The organism is Streptomyces winkii (assembly GCF_032248595.1).
GTDB lineage: Bacteria > Actinomycetota > Actinomycetes > Streptomycetales > Streptomycetaceae > Streptomyces > Streptomyces winkii.
This window is the reverse complement of sequence record NZ_JASTTH010000010.1, coordinates 137,286-154,646: the sequence shown is the minus strand read 5'-3', so window position 1 is coordinate 154,646 and position 17,361 is coordinate 137,286. Positions and strand designations below refer to the sequence as shown.

17 protein-coding genes are annotated in these 17,361 nt (G+C 71.6%); 8 read left to right on the top strand and 9 right to left on the bottom strand.

Annotated features, from left to right (window positions below; genetic code table 11):
- Positions 1 to 9 precede the first annotated feature (9 nt).
- A complete protein-coding gene (locus tag QQM67_RS27630; RefSeq protein ID WP_314177627.1) occupies positions 10 to 402 on the bottom strand; it encodes a roadblock/LC7 domain-containing protein in 393 nt (130 codons plus the stop codon).
- Between the two features lie 127 nt (positions 403 to 529).
- Between QQM67_RS27630 and QQM67_RS27625 the strand changes: the two genes are divergently transcribed.
- On the top strand, positions 530 to 958 hold the full coding sequence (locus QQM67_RS27625) for a PPOX class F420-dependent oxidoreductase (RefSeq protein ID WP_314177626.1): 429 nt from the start codon (positions 530 to 532) through the stop codon (positions 956 to 958).
- 116 nt (positions 959 to 1,074) lie between these two features.
- A complete protein-coding gene (locus QQM67_RS27620) occupies positions 1,075 to 1,695 on the top strand; it encodes a class I SAM-dependent methyltransferase (RefSeq protein ID WP_314177751.1) in 621 nt (206 codons plus the stop codon).
- A gap of 36 nt (positions 1,696 to 1,731) precedes the next feature.
- Here QQM67_RS27620 and QQM67_RS27615 read toward each other — a convergent pair whose 3' ends face one another.
- Positions 1,732 to 2,634 carry an oxygenase MpaB family protein gene (locus QQM67_RS27615; protein ID WP_314177625.1) on the bottom strand — a complete coding sequence of 301 codons (903 nt, stop codon included), beginning with the start codon at positions 2,632 to 2,634 and terminating at the stop codon, positions 1,732 to 1,734.
- 88 nt (positions 2,635 to 2,722) lie between these two features.
- Between QQM67_RS27615 and QQM67_RS27610 the strand changes: the two genes are divergently transcribed.
- A complete protein-coding gene (locus QQM67_RS27610) occupies positions 2,723 to 3,508 on the top strand; it encodes a hypothetical protein (RefSeq protein WP_314177624.1) in 786 nt (261 codons plus the stop codon).
- A 25-nt stretch (positions 3,509 to 3,533) separates the two neighbouring features.
- On the opposite strand, the gene QQM67_RS27605 is transcribed toward QQM67_RS27610, so the two are convergent.
- Together QQM67_RS27605 and QQM67_RS27600 are read right to left on the bottom strand one after the other, a co-directional pair.
- Positions 3,534 to 4,520: a hypothetical protein gene (locus QQM67_RS27605; RefSeq protein ID WP_314177623.1), complete on the bottom strand. Its 987-nt coding sequence runs from the start codon at positions 4,518 to 4,520 to the stop codon at positions 3,534 to 3,536.
- An 80-nt stretch (positions 4,521 to 4,600) separates the two neighbouring features.
- Positions 4,601 to 4,783, bottom strand: a complete 183-nt coding sequence (locus QQM67_RS27600) for a hypothetical protein (protein WP_169135136.1) — start codon at positions 4,781 to 4,783, stop codon at positions 4,601 to 4,603.
- A 299-nt stretch (positions 4,784 to 5,082) separates the two neighbouring features.
- Here QQM67_RS27600 and QQM67_RS27595 point away from each other — a divergent pair, with 299 nt between their 5' ends.
- Complete coding sequence (locus QQM67_RS27595; RefSeq protein ID WP_314177749.1) at positions 5,083 to 8,004, top strand: SNF2-related protein; 2,922 nt, start codon at positions 5,083 to 5,085, stop codon at positions 8,002 to 8,004.
- Positions 8,001 to 9,473 carry an SWIM zinc finger family protein gene (locus QQM67_RS27590; RefSeq protein WP_314177621.1) on the top strand — a complete coding sequence of 491 codons (1,473 nt, stop codon included), beginning with the start codon at positions 8,001 to 8,003 and terminating at the stop codon, positions 9,471 to 9,473. Before QQM67_RS27595 ends, QQM67_RS27590 begins: the two co-directional genes overlap by 4 nt.
- A 102-nt stretch (positions 9,474 to 9,575) precedes the next feature.
- Here the strand turns inward: QQM67_RS27590 and QQM67_RS27585 are convergent, their stop codons facing one another.
- From QQM67_RS27585 to QQM67_RS27570, 4 genes are all read right to left on the bottom strand, one after another.
- Positions 9,576 to 10,376: an SGNH/GDSL hydrolase family protein gene (locus QQM67_RS27585; protein ID WP_314177619.1), complete on the bottom strand. Its 801-nt coding sequence runs from the start codon at positions 10,374 to 10,376 to the stop codon at positions 9,576 to 9,578.
- Positions 10,377 to 10,853: 477 nt separating this feature from the next.
- On the bottom strand, positions 10,854 to 11,669 hold the full coding sequence (locus tag QQM67_RS27580; protein WP_314177617.1) for an SAM-dependent methyltransferase: 816 nt from the start codon (positions 11,667 to 11,669) through the stop codon (positions 10,854 to 10,856).
- Between the two features lie 25 nt (positions 11,670 to 11,694).
- On the bottom strand, positions 11,695 to 11,931 hold the full coding sequence (locus tag QQM67_RS27575; protein ID WP_314177616.1) for a DUF397 domain-containing protein: 237 nt from the start codon (positions 11,929 to 11,931) through the stop codon (positions 11,695 to 11,697).
- 3 nt (positions 11,932 to 11,934) lie between these two features.
- The gene (locus tag QQM67_RS27570; RefSeq protein ID WP_399067761.1) at positions 11,935 to 12,759 is read right to left on the bottom strand and encodes a Scr1 family TA system antitoxin-like transcriptional regulator; all 825 of its coding nucleotides are present in this window, start codon (positions 12,757 to 12,759) and stop codon (positions 11,935 to 11,937) included.
- Between the two features lie 231 nt (positions 12,760 to 12,990).
- On the opposite strand from QQM67_RS27570, the gene QQM67_RS27565 reads away from it, so the two are divergent.
- Together QQM67_RS27565 and QQM67_RS27560 are read left to right on the top strand one after the other, a co-directional pair.
- A complete protein-coding gene (locus QQM67_RS27565) occupies positions 12,991 to 13,428 on the top strand; it encodes an ATP-binding protein (protein WP_314177613.1) in 438 nt (145 codons plus the stop codon).
- Positions 13,429 to 13,995: 567 nt separating this feature from the next.
- Entirely contained in the window at positions 13,996 to 15,057 is a 1,062-nt protein-coding gene (locus QQM67_RS27560) for a DMT family transporter (protein ID WP_314177611.1), read from the top strand.
- A gap of 85 nt (positions 15,058 to 15,142) precedes the next feature.
- Here the strand turns inward: QQM67_RS27560 and QQM67_RS27555 are convergent, their stop codons facing one another.
- The gene (locus QQM67_RS27555; RefSeq protein WP_314177609.1) at positions 15,143 to 16,636 is read right to left on the bottom strand and encodes an amino acid permease; all 1,494 of its coding nucleotides are present in this window, start codon (positions 16,634 to 16,636) and stop codon (positions 15,143 to 15,145) included.
- A gap of 343 nt (positions 16,637 to 16,979) precedes the next feature.
- Here QQM67_RS27555 and QQM67_RS27550 point away from each other — a divergent pair, with 343 nt between their 5' ends.
- Positions 16,980 to 17,240, top strand: coding sequence for an SGM_3592 family protein (locus QQM67_RS27550; RefSeq protein ID WP_314177606.1), 261 nt, complete (start codon positions 16,980 to 16,982; stop codon positions 17,238 to 17,240).
- Positions 17,241 to 17,361 lie beyond the last annotated feature (121 nt).

The window sequence follows — 17,361 nt, the reverse complement described above, 5'->3', positions numbered from 1 at the left end:
GCCCGTGCGCTACATGCCGTTGCGCGCCGCCAGCCCGAGATGCTCGCCGACGCGGTTCACCAGCAGCGTCATCTCGTAGGCGACGGCCCCGACATCCGTATCGGGCCCGGTCAGCACGCACAGACAGCTGCCCTCGCCCGCAGAGGTCACGAAGAGCAACCCCTCCTCGAACTCGATCATCGTCTGGCGCACGCGTCCCGAACCGAAGTGCGTCCCCGACCCCTTCGCCAGGGATTGCAGACCGGACGCGACCGCCGCGAGATGCTCGGCGTCGGCGGTCTCCAGGGTCTGACTGTTCGCGGTGACAAGACCGTCGGTCGAGAGCACCATCGCGTGCCGTACGGCCGAAATCCGCTCTGTCAGGTCGTCGAGCAGCCAGTCGAGCCCTGTGTTCAGCGCCATCCGGCGTTCCCCCTTCTCCTCAGCTGCTGCCGTGCCACCCTTACCCACCACAACGCGGGGAGCAACCACACGCTCACATGCCGCACTCAGCGCTACCGACCGTGTACGCCTGGCGCAGTATGGACACATGGCTGAGAAGATGACTGAAGACGAGTGGCGCGACTTTGTCTCCGAGGGCACACGTACGGGGAAGATCTCGACGGTCCGCGCAGACGGAAGCCCCCATGTCGCCCCCGTGTGGTTCGTGCTCGACGGCGACGATCTGCTCTTCAACACAGGTGAGAACACGGTCAAGGGACAAAACCTCGCCCGCGACGGCCGCGTCTCCGTCTGCGTGGACGACGAGCGGCCGCCCTACGCATTCGTACTACTCAACGGTCGCGCCGAATTGAGCACCGATCTGGACACGATGCTGCACTGGGCCACGCGGATCGGCGCCCGTTACATGGGCGCGGAGGCAGGCGAGCGGTTCGGCGCCCGCAACGCCGTGCCCGGCGAACTCCTCGTGCGCGTGCGCATCGAGAAGGTGGTGGCGCTCTCCGGCCTCACGGACTGAGTCGCGGACGGGTCGCTCAAGGATCCGTCACGCCGGGCGTGGCGGGACGGTCGCGGCGTACGCACACTCTCCGTGACGGTATCCGCCATCATGAGGCCATGCGGGACCATGGGGCCATGCCCGGCGAGACGAGTGACGAGACGAGCGACACGACCGCGGGCGTACGTGAGTTCTTCTCCGTACGCGCCGCCCACTGGGACGCACGCTTCCCCGACGACGGCCCCGCGTACGCGGCCGCGGTGGGCGAACTCGGGCTGCGGCACGGGGACTTCGTGCTCGACGCGGGCTGCGGCACGGGGCGGGCGCTGCCGCCGCTCCGTGCCGCGGTCGGCACCGGCGGCACCGTCCTCGGCGCGGACGTCACCCCGGAGATGATCTCCGCGGCCGTGCGCGCCGGGCGGCACTCGTGTGGGCGTCTGCTGCTCGCGGACGTCTGCCGGCTGCCGCTGCGCGACCGCTGCCTCGACGCCGTCTTCGCGGCCGGGCTGATCTCCCATCTCGCCGGGCCGGATTCCGGACTGCGCGAACTGGCCCGCGTGGTGCGGCCGGGCGGCACGCTGGCTCTCTTCCATCCCCTCGGCCGTGCGGCGCTCGCCGCCCGCAAGGGCCGCACCTCGACCGCCGACGACGTCCGCGCCGAGCCCAACCTCCGCCCGCTGCTTGCCGCTTCGGGCTGGCGCCTGACGTCGCTGGACGACGGCGAGGACCGCTACCTGGCGCTGGCCGTACGGATGTGACCGCCCCGACCGCCCCGAGGCGACACCCGCGCCCCGCTACGCCCTGCCGTGCGGCACCGGGCATCCCCCGGTCCCACGCTCCGTCCGTCCGGGAAACGTCCCCAGGTCCTCCAGCCGGTAGCCCACCGGGTAGCCCGGATACCCCTTGATCTCCGGGTTCTGCCGGGCGTAATGGGGAGTGCGCCGGGGCGGCATCAGCCGCACGGCACGTGCCCGCGCCCGGAGCGCGCCCTGCACGAGCTTGCGGACGGCGGGATTCGGCGGACCGTAACGGAAGGTGCGCAGCAGCGAGTCGTCCAGCAGCGCCTTGCTCGCGCCCCGTACCGCCGGAGCGAGCGGCGAGGGGTACCAGGACGCCATCAGATCGAGCGTCGAGTCCGAAACGCGGCGCGCGTCCGGGTCCCAGGCGAAGTGCGCCGCTTCGTACTCGTCGAGATACGTCTCGAATTCGCCGTAGCCGCAGGGGATTTCGGGGATCCCCATGTGCTTGCCCAACTCGCGGTAGTAGACGGCGGAGGCGTGCTGCTCGTGGCCCGAGAGGCGACGCCAGCCGTACGTGTCGAGCCATCTCTTCGGCATCACGACGAACGTGCAGAGCACGTAGCGCATGTCGTCGTCGGAGATGTCGTAGCTGCGGTGCATCTGGTTGATGCGGCGGATCGCGGTGCGGCCCTCGTCGGAGGTGAAGCCGTGCTCGACCACCGCGTCCAGGAGGAGCGCGGTGTCGTCGTAGCGCTTCTGCGTGCGGTCGGTCAGCTCCGCCGTGCGCGCCAGCAGCCTGCCGATGCTGGGCACCGCATAGGTGCGGTAGAGGGCGAGTTCCAGCGAGCGCGCGAAGTCCCAGGGGAACTCGTACGTCGCGGACAGCCGGTAGATCTCTAAGAAGTCCTCTTCCGGGTCGAGTTGGAGGATGTGCTTGAGCCTGTCGTATCGCCCCACGTCGCGTCCCCTCGGTCAGCAGCCCTGCTCTGTAAACGAACTGACTCTAGAGTTAAGGTTCCCCAGAACTCACGGAAGGGGAGGCGCCGTGGCCGCCGAGGACGATGACGCGCTGTTTGTGCTGACGGCTGTACTGCTGACTCCCGCCCAGTTTCCGAGCGTTCTGGGCGACGACTACCCGGAGGCGTGCGCGAGACTCGGGCTGGAGCCGTACGCCGAGGGCTACGGACTGGTTCTCGGCCAGGACGGCTCGGGCGCCCGCTGGACGGTGGCCACCGACGACGTGACTCTCGTCGCGTGCGCGATCGCCGCGTGGGACTGCGGCATGGAGTACGACCTCTCACCCTCGGACCGCTCCGTGGCCGCCGCACTGCCCGGCTGGCCGCTGAACGTGGCGGTCTCGGCCCCGGGCGTGCCCGCGCCGCACGACCCCGACCCCGATCCGGAGATGGACGGCGGGCGCGCGGCGCTCGTACCGCCGGACACCGAGCAGTGGGGTCCGGCCCAGCGGCGGCTCGGCGCCGACGAGATCGCGCTCCAGTGGGCGGCGTGGCGCGAACAGGTCGAGGACGACGTGGAGTTCGTCGGTGCCGGCGAGAGCCCCAACGCCTCGGTGAAGCGGGTGCTGGAGGAGGTGCGGGGGTATCTGGACAGCCCGCCGCCGCCCGGCCGCGTGCGCTCGGCGTTCGCCTCCGGCGAGGCGCGTACGCTGCGCGCCGACGGCCCGGGCTGGAGCATGGTCGCCCGCACCGACGACATCGCCTTCCTGCTGCTGGACGACGAGCCGGGCGAGGTTCTCCCGGTCGGGCGCGGGGCCGAACTGCCCGGCCTGCTGGAGGCGTTGGACGGCATGGCGCTGCGTCCGGCCGCCTGATCCGGCTGACCTTTCCTCGCCGCTCTCAGCTCGTCGGGCTCTGCGGGACCGGCACGTTCGCCTCGCCGTGGTGCCCGTGCCATGAGACGAGGACGGTGGGCGGTACGGGCTGCCCCCGCTCGCCGGCCATCAGGAACTCGGTCGTCTCCCCCGGCCGTACGACGGTGTCCTCGGGGACGCCGCGGGACGACGCGGGGAGGTTCACGCGGCTGACGCGGACGCCCGTGAGCGTCTCGGTGCCGGTGTTGCGCAGGGCGAATCCGTGCCGGCCGATGCGCTCAAGACGCCACGGGCCGGGGCCCTGCGCCGTCGGCTGCCAGGGCTGCCCGGCGGTCTGGGGCGGGGCGCCCGCCGTCGGCGACCAGGCGGGCGCGGGCTCCTGGGGATACCCGTAGCCGGGCGCGGACGGGGCCCCGGCGGGGACGGGGCCGGGCTGCTGAAACGGGGGCGGCGCCTGAGGCTGTGATGGCTGTTGCGGCTTCGGCCGTCCCCTCGGCCGTCGCTTCGGCGGCCGTTGCGGTTGCTGCGGATAGCCGTACGCGGACTGCCCGGAACCGGGCGGCCCGGCGGGCGCGGGGCGCGAGGGGGGTTCGGCAGGCCGCGAGGGGGGTTCGGCAGGTTCGGCGGCCGCTGCGGGTGCGCCGGCCCCGCCTTCTTCAACGTCTTCGTCCGCGTCGGCAGCGGGCTCGTCCGGGGCGGTCCGCGCCGGAGGGGGGCTCACCGGCGGCTGCGCGGGCGGAGCCGACCAGGGCTGCTGCGGAGGCACCGGCACCCCTGGATGTACGGACGCGGTCACCTGCGTCAGAAGCTGCTCCATGATCAGAGCGCGCCGCTCGGCGGTCTCGATCTGGCGGCGCTGCAACTGCGAGGCCTCCGACTGGAGTTCGTTCTGGCGGCGCAGGTCCCGGCGCTGGCCGATGCCCTGGACGATCGCGTAGCACGCCATGCCGAACGTGACCACGGTGCTGCCCCATGTCGCGGCGTCACCCGTCTCCAGCGCCAACCACCTCATGGCCCAACTCTATGGACCCGGCCGGGCGTTGAGCACGCCCGGCCCGCACCGGCGGCGGTTCACGGGCCCGCCGCCGGCGGTCAGCGCCGCAGTTCCTTGCGGCTCACCCGGCGCAGCCGGCTGCGCTGCGAGGGGTCGAGCGCCAGGTACGCGACCACGGGGACGCCCACGATCACCGCGAGGGCGATCCAGAACGAGGTCAGCCACCACAGGAGCAGCCCCACGGCCACGCCACCGACGGCGATCTTGCCTCTATTGGTCATGTCGTCCTCCTCCGGGGCAGGTCAGCCTGCCCTCCTCTGTCCATTAGAACGCCGATTCGGCCTGTTGGGTTCCCTTCTGCGTTTCCGGCCGACGCGGCCCCTGAGGTAGCCTCGGCCCCCTTCAGGCCAGCTAGTCAAATTTGAGGAATTGCGTGGGCACTGCTACCCGTACCGTGACGACGCCCTCCGACACCCCCGGCCCCGCCCGGCTCCCCCACCTCCACGACCCCGCCGGTCTCACCGGGCTCGCACGCTCGGAAGCCGTGCTGCTGCCCGGCGACCCGCCCCGCTCCGCACGCATGGCCTTCTGGCGCGGCGACGGAACGCCGCCGCTCCCGGATGCGAGCGGCCTCGAGGAACTGACCGTCGCCCTTCCCGGAGAGGACGGCACCGTGGGAGAGCACACCGTTCCCGCCGCCGTACTGCCGGTCGGCGATGCTCTCCCGGTACTCACCCGCGCCCGCCGCGCGCACCAAGAGCGCGGGGAGCCCGTGCCCGGGGCGGTGTTCTGGGGCGCCGCCGCCCTTCTCGCGCTGCGGTTCGCGGCGCAGGGCCGGCTGCTGCCCGGACTGAGCCCGGACGGATACGACGCATGGCGGCTCGCGCCGCTCGGCCCGGCGGAGACGGAGGCGCTGCGGCGGCTCGCCGCGGCCATGCCTCCCCGCGCGCACGCCGTTCCGCTTCCCGCACCTGTTCCCGCAACCGCCGGAGCCTCTCCCGGCGCTTGCGCTCCCCTGCTGCTGCCCGCACCGGAGGAGCAGCTCCGCGCCTTCCTCGACGCCGTCGCCGACGTGCTGCCCCGCACGCCCGCCGCCGCACTGGCCACCGGCCATCCGGCGTTCGCCGCCCCGGCCCCGCAGCACATTCCCGAGCAGCGGGACTGGGCGGCGGGCGTCGCCTCCGGACACGACGCCGGCGTACGGCTGTCCCTGCGCATCGAGATCGGCGGGCTCCCGGACGACGACCCGGAGCCCTCCTCCGCGGAGCCGGGCACGGAGGACGCACCGGGCGTGGAAGGAGCCCCGGACGGGACGCGCTTCTGCGCCGTACTCCAGCTGCACAGCCTCACCGATCCCGCGCTCGTCGCCGACGCCCGCGACGTCTGGCCCGGGGAGTCGCGCGCCGCCGCGGCCTTCGGGCCACGCGTCCGTACGGACACGCTCCTGACCCTGCGCCGGGCCGCGGCGGCATGGGAGGCGCTGACGCCGCTGCTGTCGGCGCCCGTCCCGGACCGCGTCGACCTGGTCGACGAGGAGATCTCCGAACTGCTCACGGCCCCCGTGACCGCGGCACTGGCGGCGGCGGGCGTGCAGGTGCACTGGCCCAGCGCCCTCGCGCGCGAGGTGACCACGCGCGCCGTCATCACGCCGCGCGGAGACGGCGGACACCCGGGCGCTGCGGACGCCGTGCCCTCTGACTCGTCCTCCGCCCCCTCCTCTCCCCCGTCGCTGCTGGGAGCCGGCGCGCAGCTCGGCTTCGACTGGCGCCTGGCGGTCGGCGGTACGGAACTGACCGCGGAGGAGCTGGCGCGACTCGCGGAGGCGGGCCGCCCCGTGGCCCGGCTGCGCGGCCAGTGGGTGCTCGTCGACCCCGCGGCGGTCCGCCGCGCCGCGCGGCGGAGGCACACCGCGATCTCTCCGCTCGACGCGCTGCGCGCGGCCCTCACCGGCACCGCCGAGGACGACGGGGACGCCGTCGAGGTGCGTGCCTCCGGCCGGCTGGAGTCGCTGCGCGCCCTGCTGGCCGACCCCCGCTCCGGCGGGGAACGTCCCGCCGTCCCGCAGCCGGAGACGCTGCACGCCACGCTGCGCGACTACCAACTCCGCGGCCTGGACTGGCTGGAGACGAGGACGTCGCTCGGCCTGGGCGCATGCCTCGCCGACGACATGGGGCTCGGCAAGACCGTCACGCTGATCGCGCTCCATCTGCACCGGCAGCGGTCGGCGGCCACGAGCGGGCCGACGCTGGTGGTCTGCCCGGCGTCTCTGCTGGGCAACTGGCAGCGCGAGGTGGAGCGGTTCGCCCCGGGCACGCCGGTCCGCCGCTATCACGGGCCGTCGCGCGGCCTGGAGGACGTCGCGGACGGCGAGTTCGTGCTCACGACGTACGGCACGATGCGGCTCGACGCCGCCCGTCTCGCTTCGCCGCCCGGCCGCGGCTGGGGCATGGTCGTCGCCGACGAGGCACAGCACGTGAAGAACCCCTTCTCCGCCACGGCCAGGGCCCTGCGCACGATCCCCGGCGGAGCGCGCGTCGCCCTCACCGGCACCCCGGTGGAGAACAACCTCTCCGAGCTGTGGTCCGTCCTCGACTGGGCGACGCCCGGACTGCTGGGCCGCCTCGGCACGTTCCGCAGACGCTACGCACAGGCCGCCGAGGGCGGCGATCCCGCCGGCGCCGAGCGGCTGGCCCGGCTCGTGCGCCCGTTCCTGCTGCGCCGCCGCAAGAGCGACCCGGGCATCGCGCCCGAACTGCCGCCCAAGACCGAGACCGACCGCGCCGTCTCCCTCACCGCCGAGCAGGCGGGACTCTACGAGGCGGTCGTACGCGAAGGGCTCGGGGAGATCGGCGGCACCGGCGGCTTCGCCCGGCGCGGCCTCGTCGTGAAGCTGCTGACCTCTCTCAAGCAGATCTGCAACCACCCGGCCCAGTACCTCAAGGAAGAAGACCCCGTGCTGACGGGGCGTTCCGGGAAGCTGGAGCTGCTGGACGAGCTGCTCGAAGCGATCCTCGCCGAGGAGGACCCGGGCGGCGTCCTGGTCTTCACGCAGTACGTGCGGATGGCGCGGCTTCTGGAGCGGCATCTCACCGGCCGGGGCGTCCCGTCGCGCTTCCTGCACGGCGGCACGCCCGTCGCTCGACGGGAGGAGATGGTGGGCGACTTCCAGAGCGGCGGAGTGCCGGTCTTCCTGCTGTCCCTCAAGGCGGCGGGCACAGGCCTCAATCTGACCCGGGCCGCCCATGTCGTGCACTACGACCGCTGGTGGAACCCCGCGGTCGAGGCGCAGGCCACCGACCGTGCCTACCGCATCGGGCAGGACCGTCCCGTACAGGTGCACAGGCTCATCACGGAGGGCACGGTCGAGGATCGCATCGCCGCGATGCTGGAACGCAAGCAGGCGCTCGCGGACGCGGTGCTCGGCTCGGGCGAGGCGGCGCTGACGGAGCTGTCCGACGGCGAACTGGCGGAGCTGGTCGAGCTGAAGAGGAGCAGGGCATGACGCGGGCGGACGGGACGCACGGCGACACCGGCGCTGGAAGCGATCCTGGGACCGGCCCCGGAGACGGCCCCGGAACCGAGCGCACCTTCGCCGCGCTGCCGCCCGCCCGGGGCCGTGCCTTCGCCCGTACGTGGTGGGGCGCACGCTGGCTCAAGGCCCTGGAGGACTCGGCGCTGGACGCCGAACAGCTGCGCCGGGGACGCCGGTTGGCGCGGCAGGGCGCCGTCGGCGCGGTCTCCGTGCGTCCCGGCGGGATCACCGCGGTGGTACGCGGGGCGGACGGGACGGCGCACCGCGCCGACGTACTGCTGCTCGAGTTCACGGACGCGGAGTGGGAACGGCTGCTGGAGGTCGCGGGGCGCGAGGCGGGGCACGCCGCCGCGCTGCTCGACCGGGACATGCCGCCGCGCCTCGTGGAGGACGCGGAGAGCGCGGGGGTCGAACTTCTGCCGGGCATCGGGGACTTGGACGCCACGTGTGACTGCGGCGCGTGGGACCACTGTCCGCACACCGCCGCGCTGTGCTACCAGACGGGGCGGCTCCTGGACGAGGACCCGTTCGTGCTCCTGCTGCTGCGCGGGCGTACGGAGGGCCGGTTCCTGGCCGGGCTCGGCATGCACGACGCCGAGCGCGGCACCGCGGACACCGCGGCGGACGGCACCGAGGGACGGGACTCCGGCGGGGCGGCGGACGGGCAGCCGGGCCTGCCGACTCGCCCTGGCGCGGCGGGAATCGAGGCCGGCGAGGCCTTCGCCCTGGGAGAGATCCTGCCGCCGCTGCCCGCCGTGCCGGAGCCCGTCACGGAGGCGGGCCAGGCGCTCACGCTGGAGGGCGGCGCTCCCCCGGCCCCGCCCGGACTCGACCTCGGGGCCCTGGAGTTCCTCGCCTCGGACGCGGCCGCCCGGGCACGGCTCATGCTCCAGGACGCGCTCGGGCACCCGCATGCCGCCGGAGCCCTGCCCGTACCGCTGACGCCGCGGCAGGACGCCGTACGGCTGGCGGCGTCCCGCCCGGGCGAACGGATCACCCAACGGCTCGCGAGGGGCTGCGGGCTCACGCCGGAGCAGCTGCGCTCGGCAGTACGGGCGTGGGAGGCGGGAGGCACCGAGGGGCTGTCCGTATGGGACGAACCGTGGTCATTGGACGAGGAGACGCTGGCGCGGGCCCGCGCACGGATCGCCGCGGCCCTGGCGGAGGCGGAGCCGACCACGGGAACGGAGCCGGACCGGGGACCGTCCGCTGCGCACCGGGAGCCGAGCGGCCTGGCGCGGCTGCACGTCGTGGACAACCGCTGGAGCACTCCCGGCGGCGCCGTCCAGCTGCGCTACGGGCGCGACGGCCGCTGGTGGCCCTATCGCCGTGACGAGCAGGGCACTTGGTGGCCGTCGGGCGGTCCCGAGCAGGACCCCGCGGCGGCCCTTGCGGTCGCCGCCGGAGACGACGAACCCGGCCGGGACGAGAGGGCCTGAGCCCTGCCCGCCCCGGCCCGGGGAAGGTGCCTCCGCTGCGGGACCGCGGCGTCGTCTGCCGCTTCGGCCCCGGCCCGCCGCGGAGGCGGTGTCGTACGGGTGTTACGCGTTCTGCTCCATCACCGGCAGGTAGCCGCTGGTCTGGCCCGCCTCGGTCGGGTGGTAGGACTCCCCGACCGGGAAGGTGACGCTGTGCAGCCACGAGTCGCCGGAGCAGATCTCGTGCCCGCTGAAGGCGTCACGCACGTCGCCGAACGAGAAGCCGTGGTCGGCCGCACGCTTGGCGATCGTGTCGTTGAGGACGTCGGACGCGGAGTTGATGGCCGCGCGCGACTCCTCGCTGATGCCTACGGAGCACTCGCCGTTCAGCTTGTAGATGTGCGGGTAGCCCATCACCACGACCTTGGCCGCGGGTGCGCGTTCGCTGATGGCGTTGTAGACGGAGTCGAGCTTGCCGGGCAGGGTGCCCGTCACGTAGCTCTTAGCCTCCTCGATCTTCTCCAGGCACACGCTTTCACCTTGCAGCACGCACGCCTGCATGGTGTCGGCGAAGCCCGCGTCGTTTCCTCCGATGCTGATGCTCACCAGGCCTGTCGAGTCGTTGAGCGGACCCAGCTGGTCGGAGAGCACATCGTCGGTGACGGCGCCGGAGCATGCCGTGAAGTCGAACGAGGCAGGCGAGTTGGCCGCGGTCCACTGCTGGGAGTACGCCTTGGAACTCCGCTTGCAGTCGCCGCTGTCACCGTAGTCGCCTGCTCCGAGACCGGAGGAGTAGGAGTCGCCCAGGGCGACATACGCCGGGGCCGCGTCCTGCGCGAGGGCGGGCGCGGCCCCGGAAAGGCAAGTCACTCCCAGGAAGGACGCCACGGCGGCAGCCACGGTCATCCATCTGCGTAGCTTCATGGAACCTCTCATGGTGGGGGGTCGACATGGAGGGTGCTTTTGTCATGTACACAAGTACCAGGTGTCGATCACGACTGGAAGTGCTCATGTCAAAACTGCTGCCGAAAGTGAACGCCTTTGCGTGGCAAGGGTGTTGGCGAAGTCGCGGATGGGGGCCCGGACTTCACGGCTCGACGGCTCACGGCCGGGTCGTGACGAGGTACCGGGAAGTAGGTTCCACCAGGCGAAGATCCCTACACCCAGGGGCAGTTGGGACTGCTCGACGAGTCCGGGTCAGCACGGGCCGGATCCGCCCTTCGGCATCCGGCGCGCGTGCGGATACACACCGCCGGGCAGGGCCGCCGCCCCGTGACGGCGCCCCTGCCCGGCAGGTCTGTGAGGGTGTGGGTCGCGCTTCCGCCGGCGTGGTCCGTACGAGAGGCCCGTACGAGCGGTACGGCGCGCGCGGTCAGAGTGCGCGGAATGTGCGCTCGGGGGTTACACGCCGCCCTTGACGCCGACGCCCGCGTAACCGTGGTGGTCGACCAGCTCGGCCTCACTCGGCACGGGACCGTCGGGACGCCACAACGGAGGCTTGACCAGGCCCGGTTCGAGAAGCTCGAAGCCGTCGAAGAAGGGCTTGACCTCGTCGTAGCCGCGCGTGATGAGCTGCGCGGTCGAGTTCTTGTAGACCTCTGACGCCTGCGTCAGCGCCCCAGCGTGGTCGAAGTCGGCGGTGAGGTGCGACAGGACCAGGCAACTCCCCTCCGGCAGGCGGCTGGTGAGCGCGGAGACGATCTCGCCGGGGCCCTCGTCGTCACGGATGAAGTGGAGCACCGCGACCAGCAGCAGTGCGATGGGCTGCTCGAAGTCGATCAGCCCCTGCGTGGCGGCGTCCTCGTAGATCCCGTCGGCGTCGCGGAGGTCGGCCAGTACGAAGCCGGCGTTGCCCGAGTTCGTCAGCTTCGCGCCCGCGTACGTCGACACGATGGGGTCGTTGTCGACGTAGGCCACGCGCGTCTCCGGTGCCACGGCCCGCGCCACCTCGTGGGTGTTGGGAGAGGTGGGGATGCCCGTACCGATGTCGATGATCTGCCGGATGCCGCGCTCCACCACGGTACGGACGGCCCGGTGGTGGAAGTCGCGGTTCCCCTGGGCGGTCGGACGGATGAAGGGCGCATGGCCGAGCACGCGTTCCGCGGCCTCCCTGTCGACCGCGTAGTTGTCCATGCCGCCGAGGTAGTAGTCGTACATCCGTGCCGGGTGCGGCGTTGTGGTGTCGATCTGCTCGGCGCTGAAGCCCGTGTCCGACACGTCGTCCTCCCTCTGGTGATGCCGGTCAGGCGAGCAGAAAGTCTGCGTCGCCGGCCTGAACGCCCTGAATGAACTTCTTGATCTCGTGGGGGGTGTAGATGAGCGCGGGCCCGTCGGGGTCCGTCGACTGACGGAGAGCGACCCGCCCGTCGTCCAGCTTCAGAGCCTCCACACAGCTGCCGCCGTTGCCGCCGCTCCAGGGCTTGTGCCAGCCCTCGGTGCCGAGGTGTTTGGCGGGCATGCCGTTGTAGATACGACCCATGGTTCAGATCTCCTTGCGCATCGCACTGAGGATCGCCTCAGTCCGCGACACGGGCGCGGCCTGGGCACACATCCGGTCCAGTGCCTCCAGGAACGTCGTCACGTCGTCGCGCTGATCGAAGTACACGGCTCCGACCAGGCTCTCGGCGCAAGCGACGTCCGGCAGTTCGTCGATGGGGAATCGGAAGAGGTGGAAGGGGCCGTACATCGCCGGATGAGGTCCGACGCTGAACGGCATGACCTGCAGCCGGATCTGGGGATGCCGGCTCGCCTCCACGAGGGCGTCGATCTGCTCGCGCATCACCTCGGGACCGCCGAGGGATCTGCGCAGGACGGTTTCGTCCATCACCACCCAGAGCATGGGCGGCTCGTCCCGCTCCAGGATGGCCTGGCGTTCCATCCGCAGCGCGACCTGACGGCGGATCTCCTCCTCCGGCGCCTGGGGCATCCCGGCGCGCAGCACCGCCCGTGCGTACCCCTCCGTCTGCAACAGGCCCGGCACATAGTGCGGTTCGTAGGCCCGGATGACGTGCGACTCGCTCTCCAGGCTGACGAAGGCGCTGAACCACTCGGGCAGCACGTCGCGGTAACGGTGCCACCAGCCGGGCTGGTTGGCCTGGCGCGCGAGAGCGAGAAACTGGTCGACCTCGGACCGTTCCGTGACGCCGTAGGTCTCGAGCAGCTTCTCCACGTACAGGACCTTCAGGCCGACTTCGGCCTTCTCCATCCGCCGGACCGTGGCATGGGTGACGTCGAGCGCCTGCCCCGCCTCCTCGTACGACAGGCCGCACTTCTCCCGTAGATGCTGTAGGCGCCTGCCGAGAACCACCCGCAGAACGGTGGGCGCGCCACCGCCCGTCCGCGAGTCCACCACTATCGCTCGCCTCCAACTCCTGTCATGGGCAAGCAGTTTGGCATGGACGTCATGTCGGACGACAGTCTGACTCGATCGATTCTGTAATTTGCAGACTGATCCTTGCCATGTGTGACCGGACAAGCCCATAGTGGAGCCGTGGCTTCCCCCCATGACGCCCTCTCTTTAGAAGATCGGCCCCTTGCTGTGTCGGTACGCCCGCTCCGGGACGCGTTCCGCCTGCCCGCGCTCGACACGTCGGTCGCGCAGGCGCGAAGACGAGTTCTCGACCGCCTGCACGAATGGCGAGTCGATCAACAGGTGTGCGAGGACGCCCAGTTGCTGGTGTCCGAGCTGTTCACCAACGCGGTGCGTCACACCGCCAGCGAGAAGGTCAGCTGTGAACTCTGGCTGGTGGGCCTGCGCTTGTGCCTGGAGGTGACCGACCAGGGCGGGGGCCCGCACCCGCTCCAGCGGCCTCCGGGCGATCCTGTGGACGCGGACGGGGAGAGCGGACGCGGTCTGCTCCTCGTCAGCGTCCTGGCAGACGACTGGGGCATCCGCCGCAGTCTTGACGGCGGCCCCGGCAGCGGCCACGCGGTGTGGGCGGAACTGGCCTGTTCCCCGCTCGCAGCCGAACGCTGAGGGGCGCCGCCGTCACATGCCGGCTTTCGTCGCGAGCCGGCTGCCACAGCACAGCGCCACTGCCCGCACGGGGGGCGGTGGCGCTGTGCTCTGCGTTGTGCGCCTTGTATCGGGCGCCGTGTGCTGCCGGCCGTGAGCGCCGTGCGCCGCGAACTGGTCCACCCGCGCGCTGAGTTCAGCGGCCGTGTTCCGCGCGCTGCGTTCCGGGCGCTGAGTTCCGCGCGCTGGGCGTCCGTTCCGTTCCCCATGGCCGGACGCGCGGCAGTCGTACGGCAGCGTCTGTGCGGTGCCTGCCCGCACGCGCGTTTCCCCTTTCGGCTACGCTCACGCGCATGGACAGGATCTACTGGCACGCGGTCACACCGCCTCCTGCGTCCCTCTGAGGGCGCAATGATCCGCGGGTACCGCGGCCACGGCCCCCACCCGCTCCCCGGCACTCCCGGGCACTGACCCCAGCGGTCCGCTCACCGCGGCACCGTCATGTGGTGTTCCCGCCCGCCGCCGTCGGCGACTGCGCCCTTCCGATGACCGTCAACACCGGCCTTCAACGGATCAGGACGCATCCGCATGTCATCCTCCCCTGCCAGTCCGGCGTCGCGCGCACGCGCGCAGACGCACCCCGACTCCCCCGCCCCGCAGGCGCGTTCCGCCACGGACGCGGCCACCGCGGGCCGCCGCCGCGGCTCGGGCTCCCTCCTCGTACTCGCCGCAGCCGCCCTGTGGGGCAGCACCGGCACGGCCGCGAGCTTCGCCCCCGCCGCGGCGTCCCCTCTCTCGACGGGTGCCGCCACGATGGGCGTCGGCGGCCTTCTCACCTTTCTCATCGCGGGACGCTCGGCGCTCCGTGTGCTGCGCCGCGGCCGCCCGGTGCTGCCGTGGGCACTGATCGGCGGCGCCGCCGTTGCTGTGTATCCCCTGGCCTTCTACACGTCGATGGAGCGTGCGGGCGTGGCCGCCGGCACGGTGGTGACCATCGGCTGCTCCCCCGTCTTCGCCGCCGTGCTGGAGCGGCTCCTGGTGGGGGCGCCGCTCACGCCGCGCTGGCTCGGCTCGACCGTCTCCGCGGCCACGGGATGCACGCTGCTGGCGCTGACCGCCGGGCACGGGGCGCGGGCGGGCCACGACGTACCCGGCGGTGTCGGTCTGGCGCTGCTCGCCGGAGCCTCGTACGCCGTCTTCACCTGCTACGGCGCGCGCATCATCCGCGCCGGGCACTCCTCCCGTGCCGCGATGGGCAGCCTCTTCGGGCTGGGGGCCCTGGTGCTGCTTCCCGTACTGGCCGTCACGGGCGGGCCGTTGCTGGGCGCGCCGCGGGGGCTGCTCGTCGCCGCGTATCTGGCGGTGGTGCCGATGTGCGTGGCCTACGTGCTCTTCGGTGCCGGGCTGGCGCGCGTTCAGGCGGGCACCGCGACGACGCTCACGCTCTTCGAGCCCGTGGTCGCGGCGGCGCTCGGCGTGGCCGTCGTGGGTGAGCGTCCCGGCGCATGGGCGTGGACGGGCACCGGGCTGGTGCTGCTGGGGCTGCTCGTCCTCACCGTGCCGGGGCGCCTTCCGAGGGCCCTGCGACGGCGTTCACGGGGACGGAGCCGCGCCGAGGCCGCGGTGCTGCGTCCCGACAGCGAGGGCTGATCGCGCAGGTGCGGGCGGCGGTACGCCGGAGGGTCCGGTGAACCGCCGCCCGCACATCGCGCGGTCCTGACGCGCGGTCGTGGCGTCAGCTCTCCGCAGCGGAGGTCTCCGACCCGGACGACTCGCGCTCGCCCGCCTCGTCCGAGCCCCGCTGACTCTGCCTGCGCTGGAGCAGGATTCCGAGTACGAGCACGATGGCCGCGACCACCACGGACATCACCATCTGCTCGCGGCCCTCGTCGTCGTAGAACATGTAGCCGATGACGAAGAGCATCAGGGCGATCGTGGCGTACGTGAGATACGGGAAGAACCACATGCGCACCGTGTGCCGCTCCGGCATGTCCCGCTCGATCACGCGCCGCATCCGCAGCTGCGAGAAGCAGATGACGAGCCAGACGAAGAGCGCGACGGCTCCCGAGGAGTTCAGCAGGAACTGGAAGACGGCGTCCGGCGAGGTGTAGTTGAAGATGACCGCGACGAAGCCGAAGGCGACCGAGGACCAGATGGCCGTCGCGGGCACGCCCCGCTTGTTCACCTGCGAGAACGCCTTGGGCGCGTCACCGCGGCGGCCGAGCGAGAAGGCCATGCGGGAAGCGGTGTAGAGCCCGGAGTTGAGGCAGGAGAGCACGGCCGTCACCACGATGACGTCCATGATCGTGCCCGCGTGCGGGATGCCCAGCTGGTCGAGGGTCGCGACGTAAGGGCCCTTGGCCACCACGTCCTTGGAGTTCCACGGCACCAGCATCACCACGAGGGCGATCGAGCCCAGGTAGAAGGTGCCGATGCGCCAGATCACGCTGTTGGTGGCGCGCCGCACCATCTTCTCCGGGTGGGCCGACTCGCCCGCGGCGAGCGTGACGATCTCGCTGCCCATGAAGGAGAAGACCACGAGCAGCATGCCGGAGAGGATCGCGCCCGGCCCGTTCGGCAGGAAGCCGCCGTGTGCCGTCAGGTTCGAGGCTCCCGACGTCTCGGAGCCGGGCAGCAGCCCGAGGACGGCGAGACCGGCGATCACGATGAAGATCGTGATCGCCACGACCTTGATCCCGGCGAACCAGAACTCGAACTCCCCGTAGGAGCCCACGGAGGCGAGGTTGGTCGCGGTCAGCAGCACCATCACGATCAGCGCCCACGTCCACTGCGGTACGGCGGGCACCCAGCCGGTGAGAATCGTCGCCGCGGCCGTGGCCTCCACGGCGAGCACCACGACCCAGAACCACCAGTAGAGCCAGCCGATGCTGAAGCCCGCCCACCGTCCGAGAGCGCGGTCGGCGTACGTCGAGAAGGAACCCGAGGAGGGATCGGCCGCGGCCATCTCTCCGAGCATCCGCATCACGAGGACGACGAGGAGCCCGGCGACGACGTAGGAGACGATGATGCCCGGACCGGCCTTGGCGATGCCCGCGCCGGAGCCCACGAAGAGGCCGGCTCCGATGATCCCGCCGATCGCGATCATCGACAGATGCCGGTTCTTGAGACCTGCTCTCAGGGAGTCCTGTTCCGCGGGGCCCGGGGAAGGCGCATGCTCGGAGCGATTCTGATCCGCACTCTCAGTTACTTTCGACGGTCGCATGCCCATTGCTAGTTCCTTTGTTTCCCTGGGCGATTCCTCGAGATGGGCTCCATTCAAAGGTTCTGCCAGGGAATTCTCTGCGGACTGAGTCAGTGGGTCACTGAACCGCCGGTAAGGCCGGACGGTCAATGTGATCTGCGTCACCATTACGGAATGTAAATGGCCGCCTCCTCAGGGGTGACGCGACTTCGGGAGCTAACGCGCGGAGTCGCACATTCCGCACGCCGCTACAGCGGAATCCCGTCCGCATTCCGTCCCCGAGAACCGCACGCGTGGAACACACTCACTCGTCGGCGCGTTCCCATAACAGATCTCGACGAGATGGACAAAAGAGACGGAGGCATGGCCCATGGACATCGAGCCACGGGGCCGCAGCGGAGGCGACGGAGAAGAGAAGAAGAACGAGAACTGGGACGAGGAGTTCGACCTCGACGAGGATTTCATCCGTGGCGCCGAGGTGAAGGAACCCGCGGCGCGCACACGCATGCTGCGTGAGCGCTGGCGCGAAAGCCCTCCGGAGCCGCAACCGTGGCGCGCGGACTCACCCCCCGCGGGCTGGTTCTTCAGCAAGAGCCGGCGCAGGGCGCGCAAGCGCCGCCGCGGCCACTGAGGAACGCCCCAGCCGGTGCATTGCGATCGGCACGTTTCGACGTTCGAGCCTTTTTGAAGTGCTGCCGCGTCTCGCGGCGGACCACATCGCGTTCAGCGAAGCCCCTCGGCGCTGCCGCCAT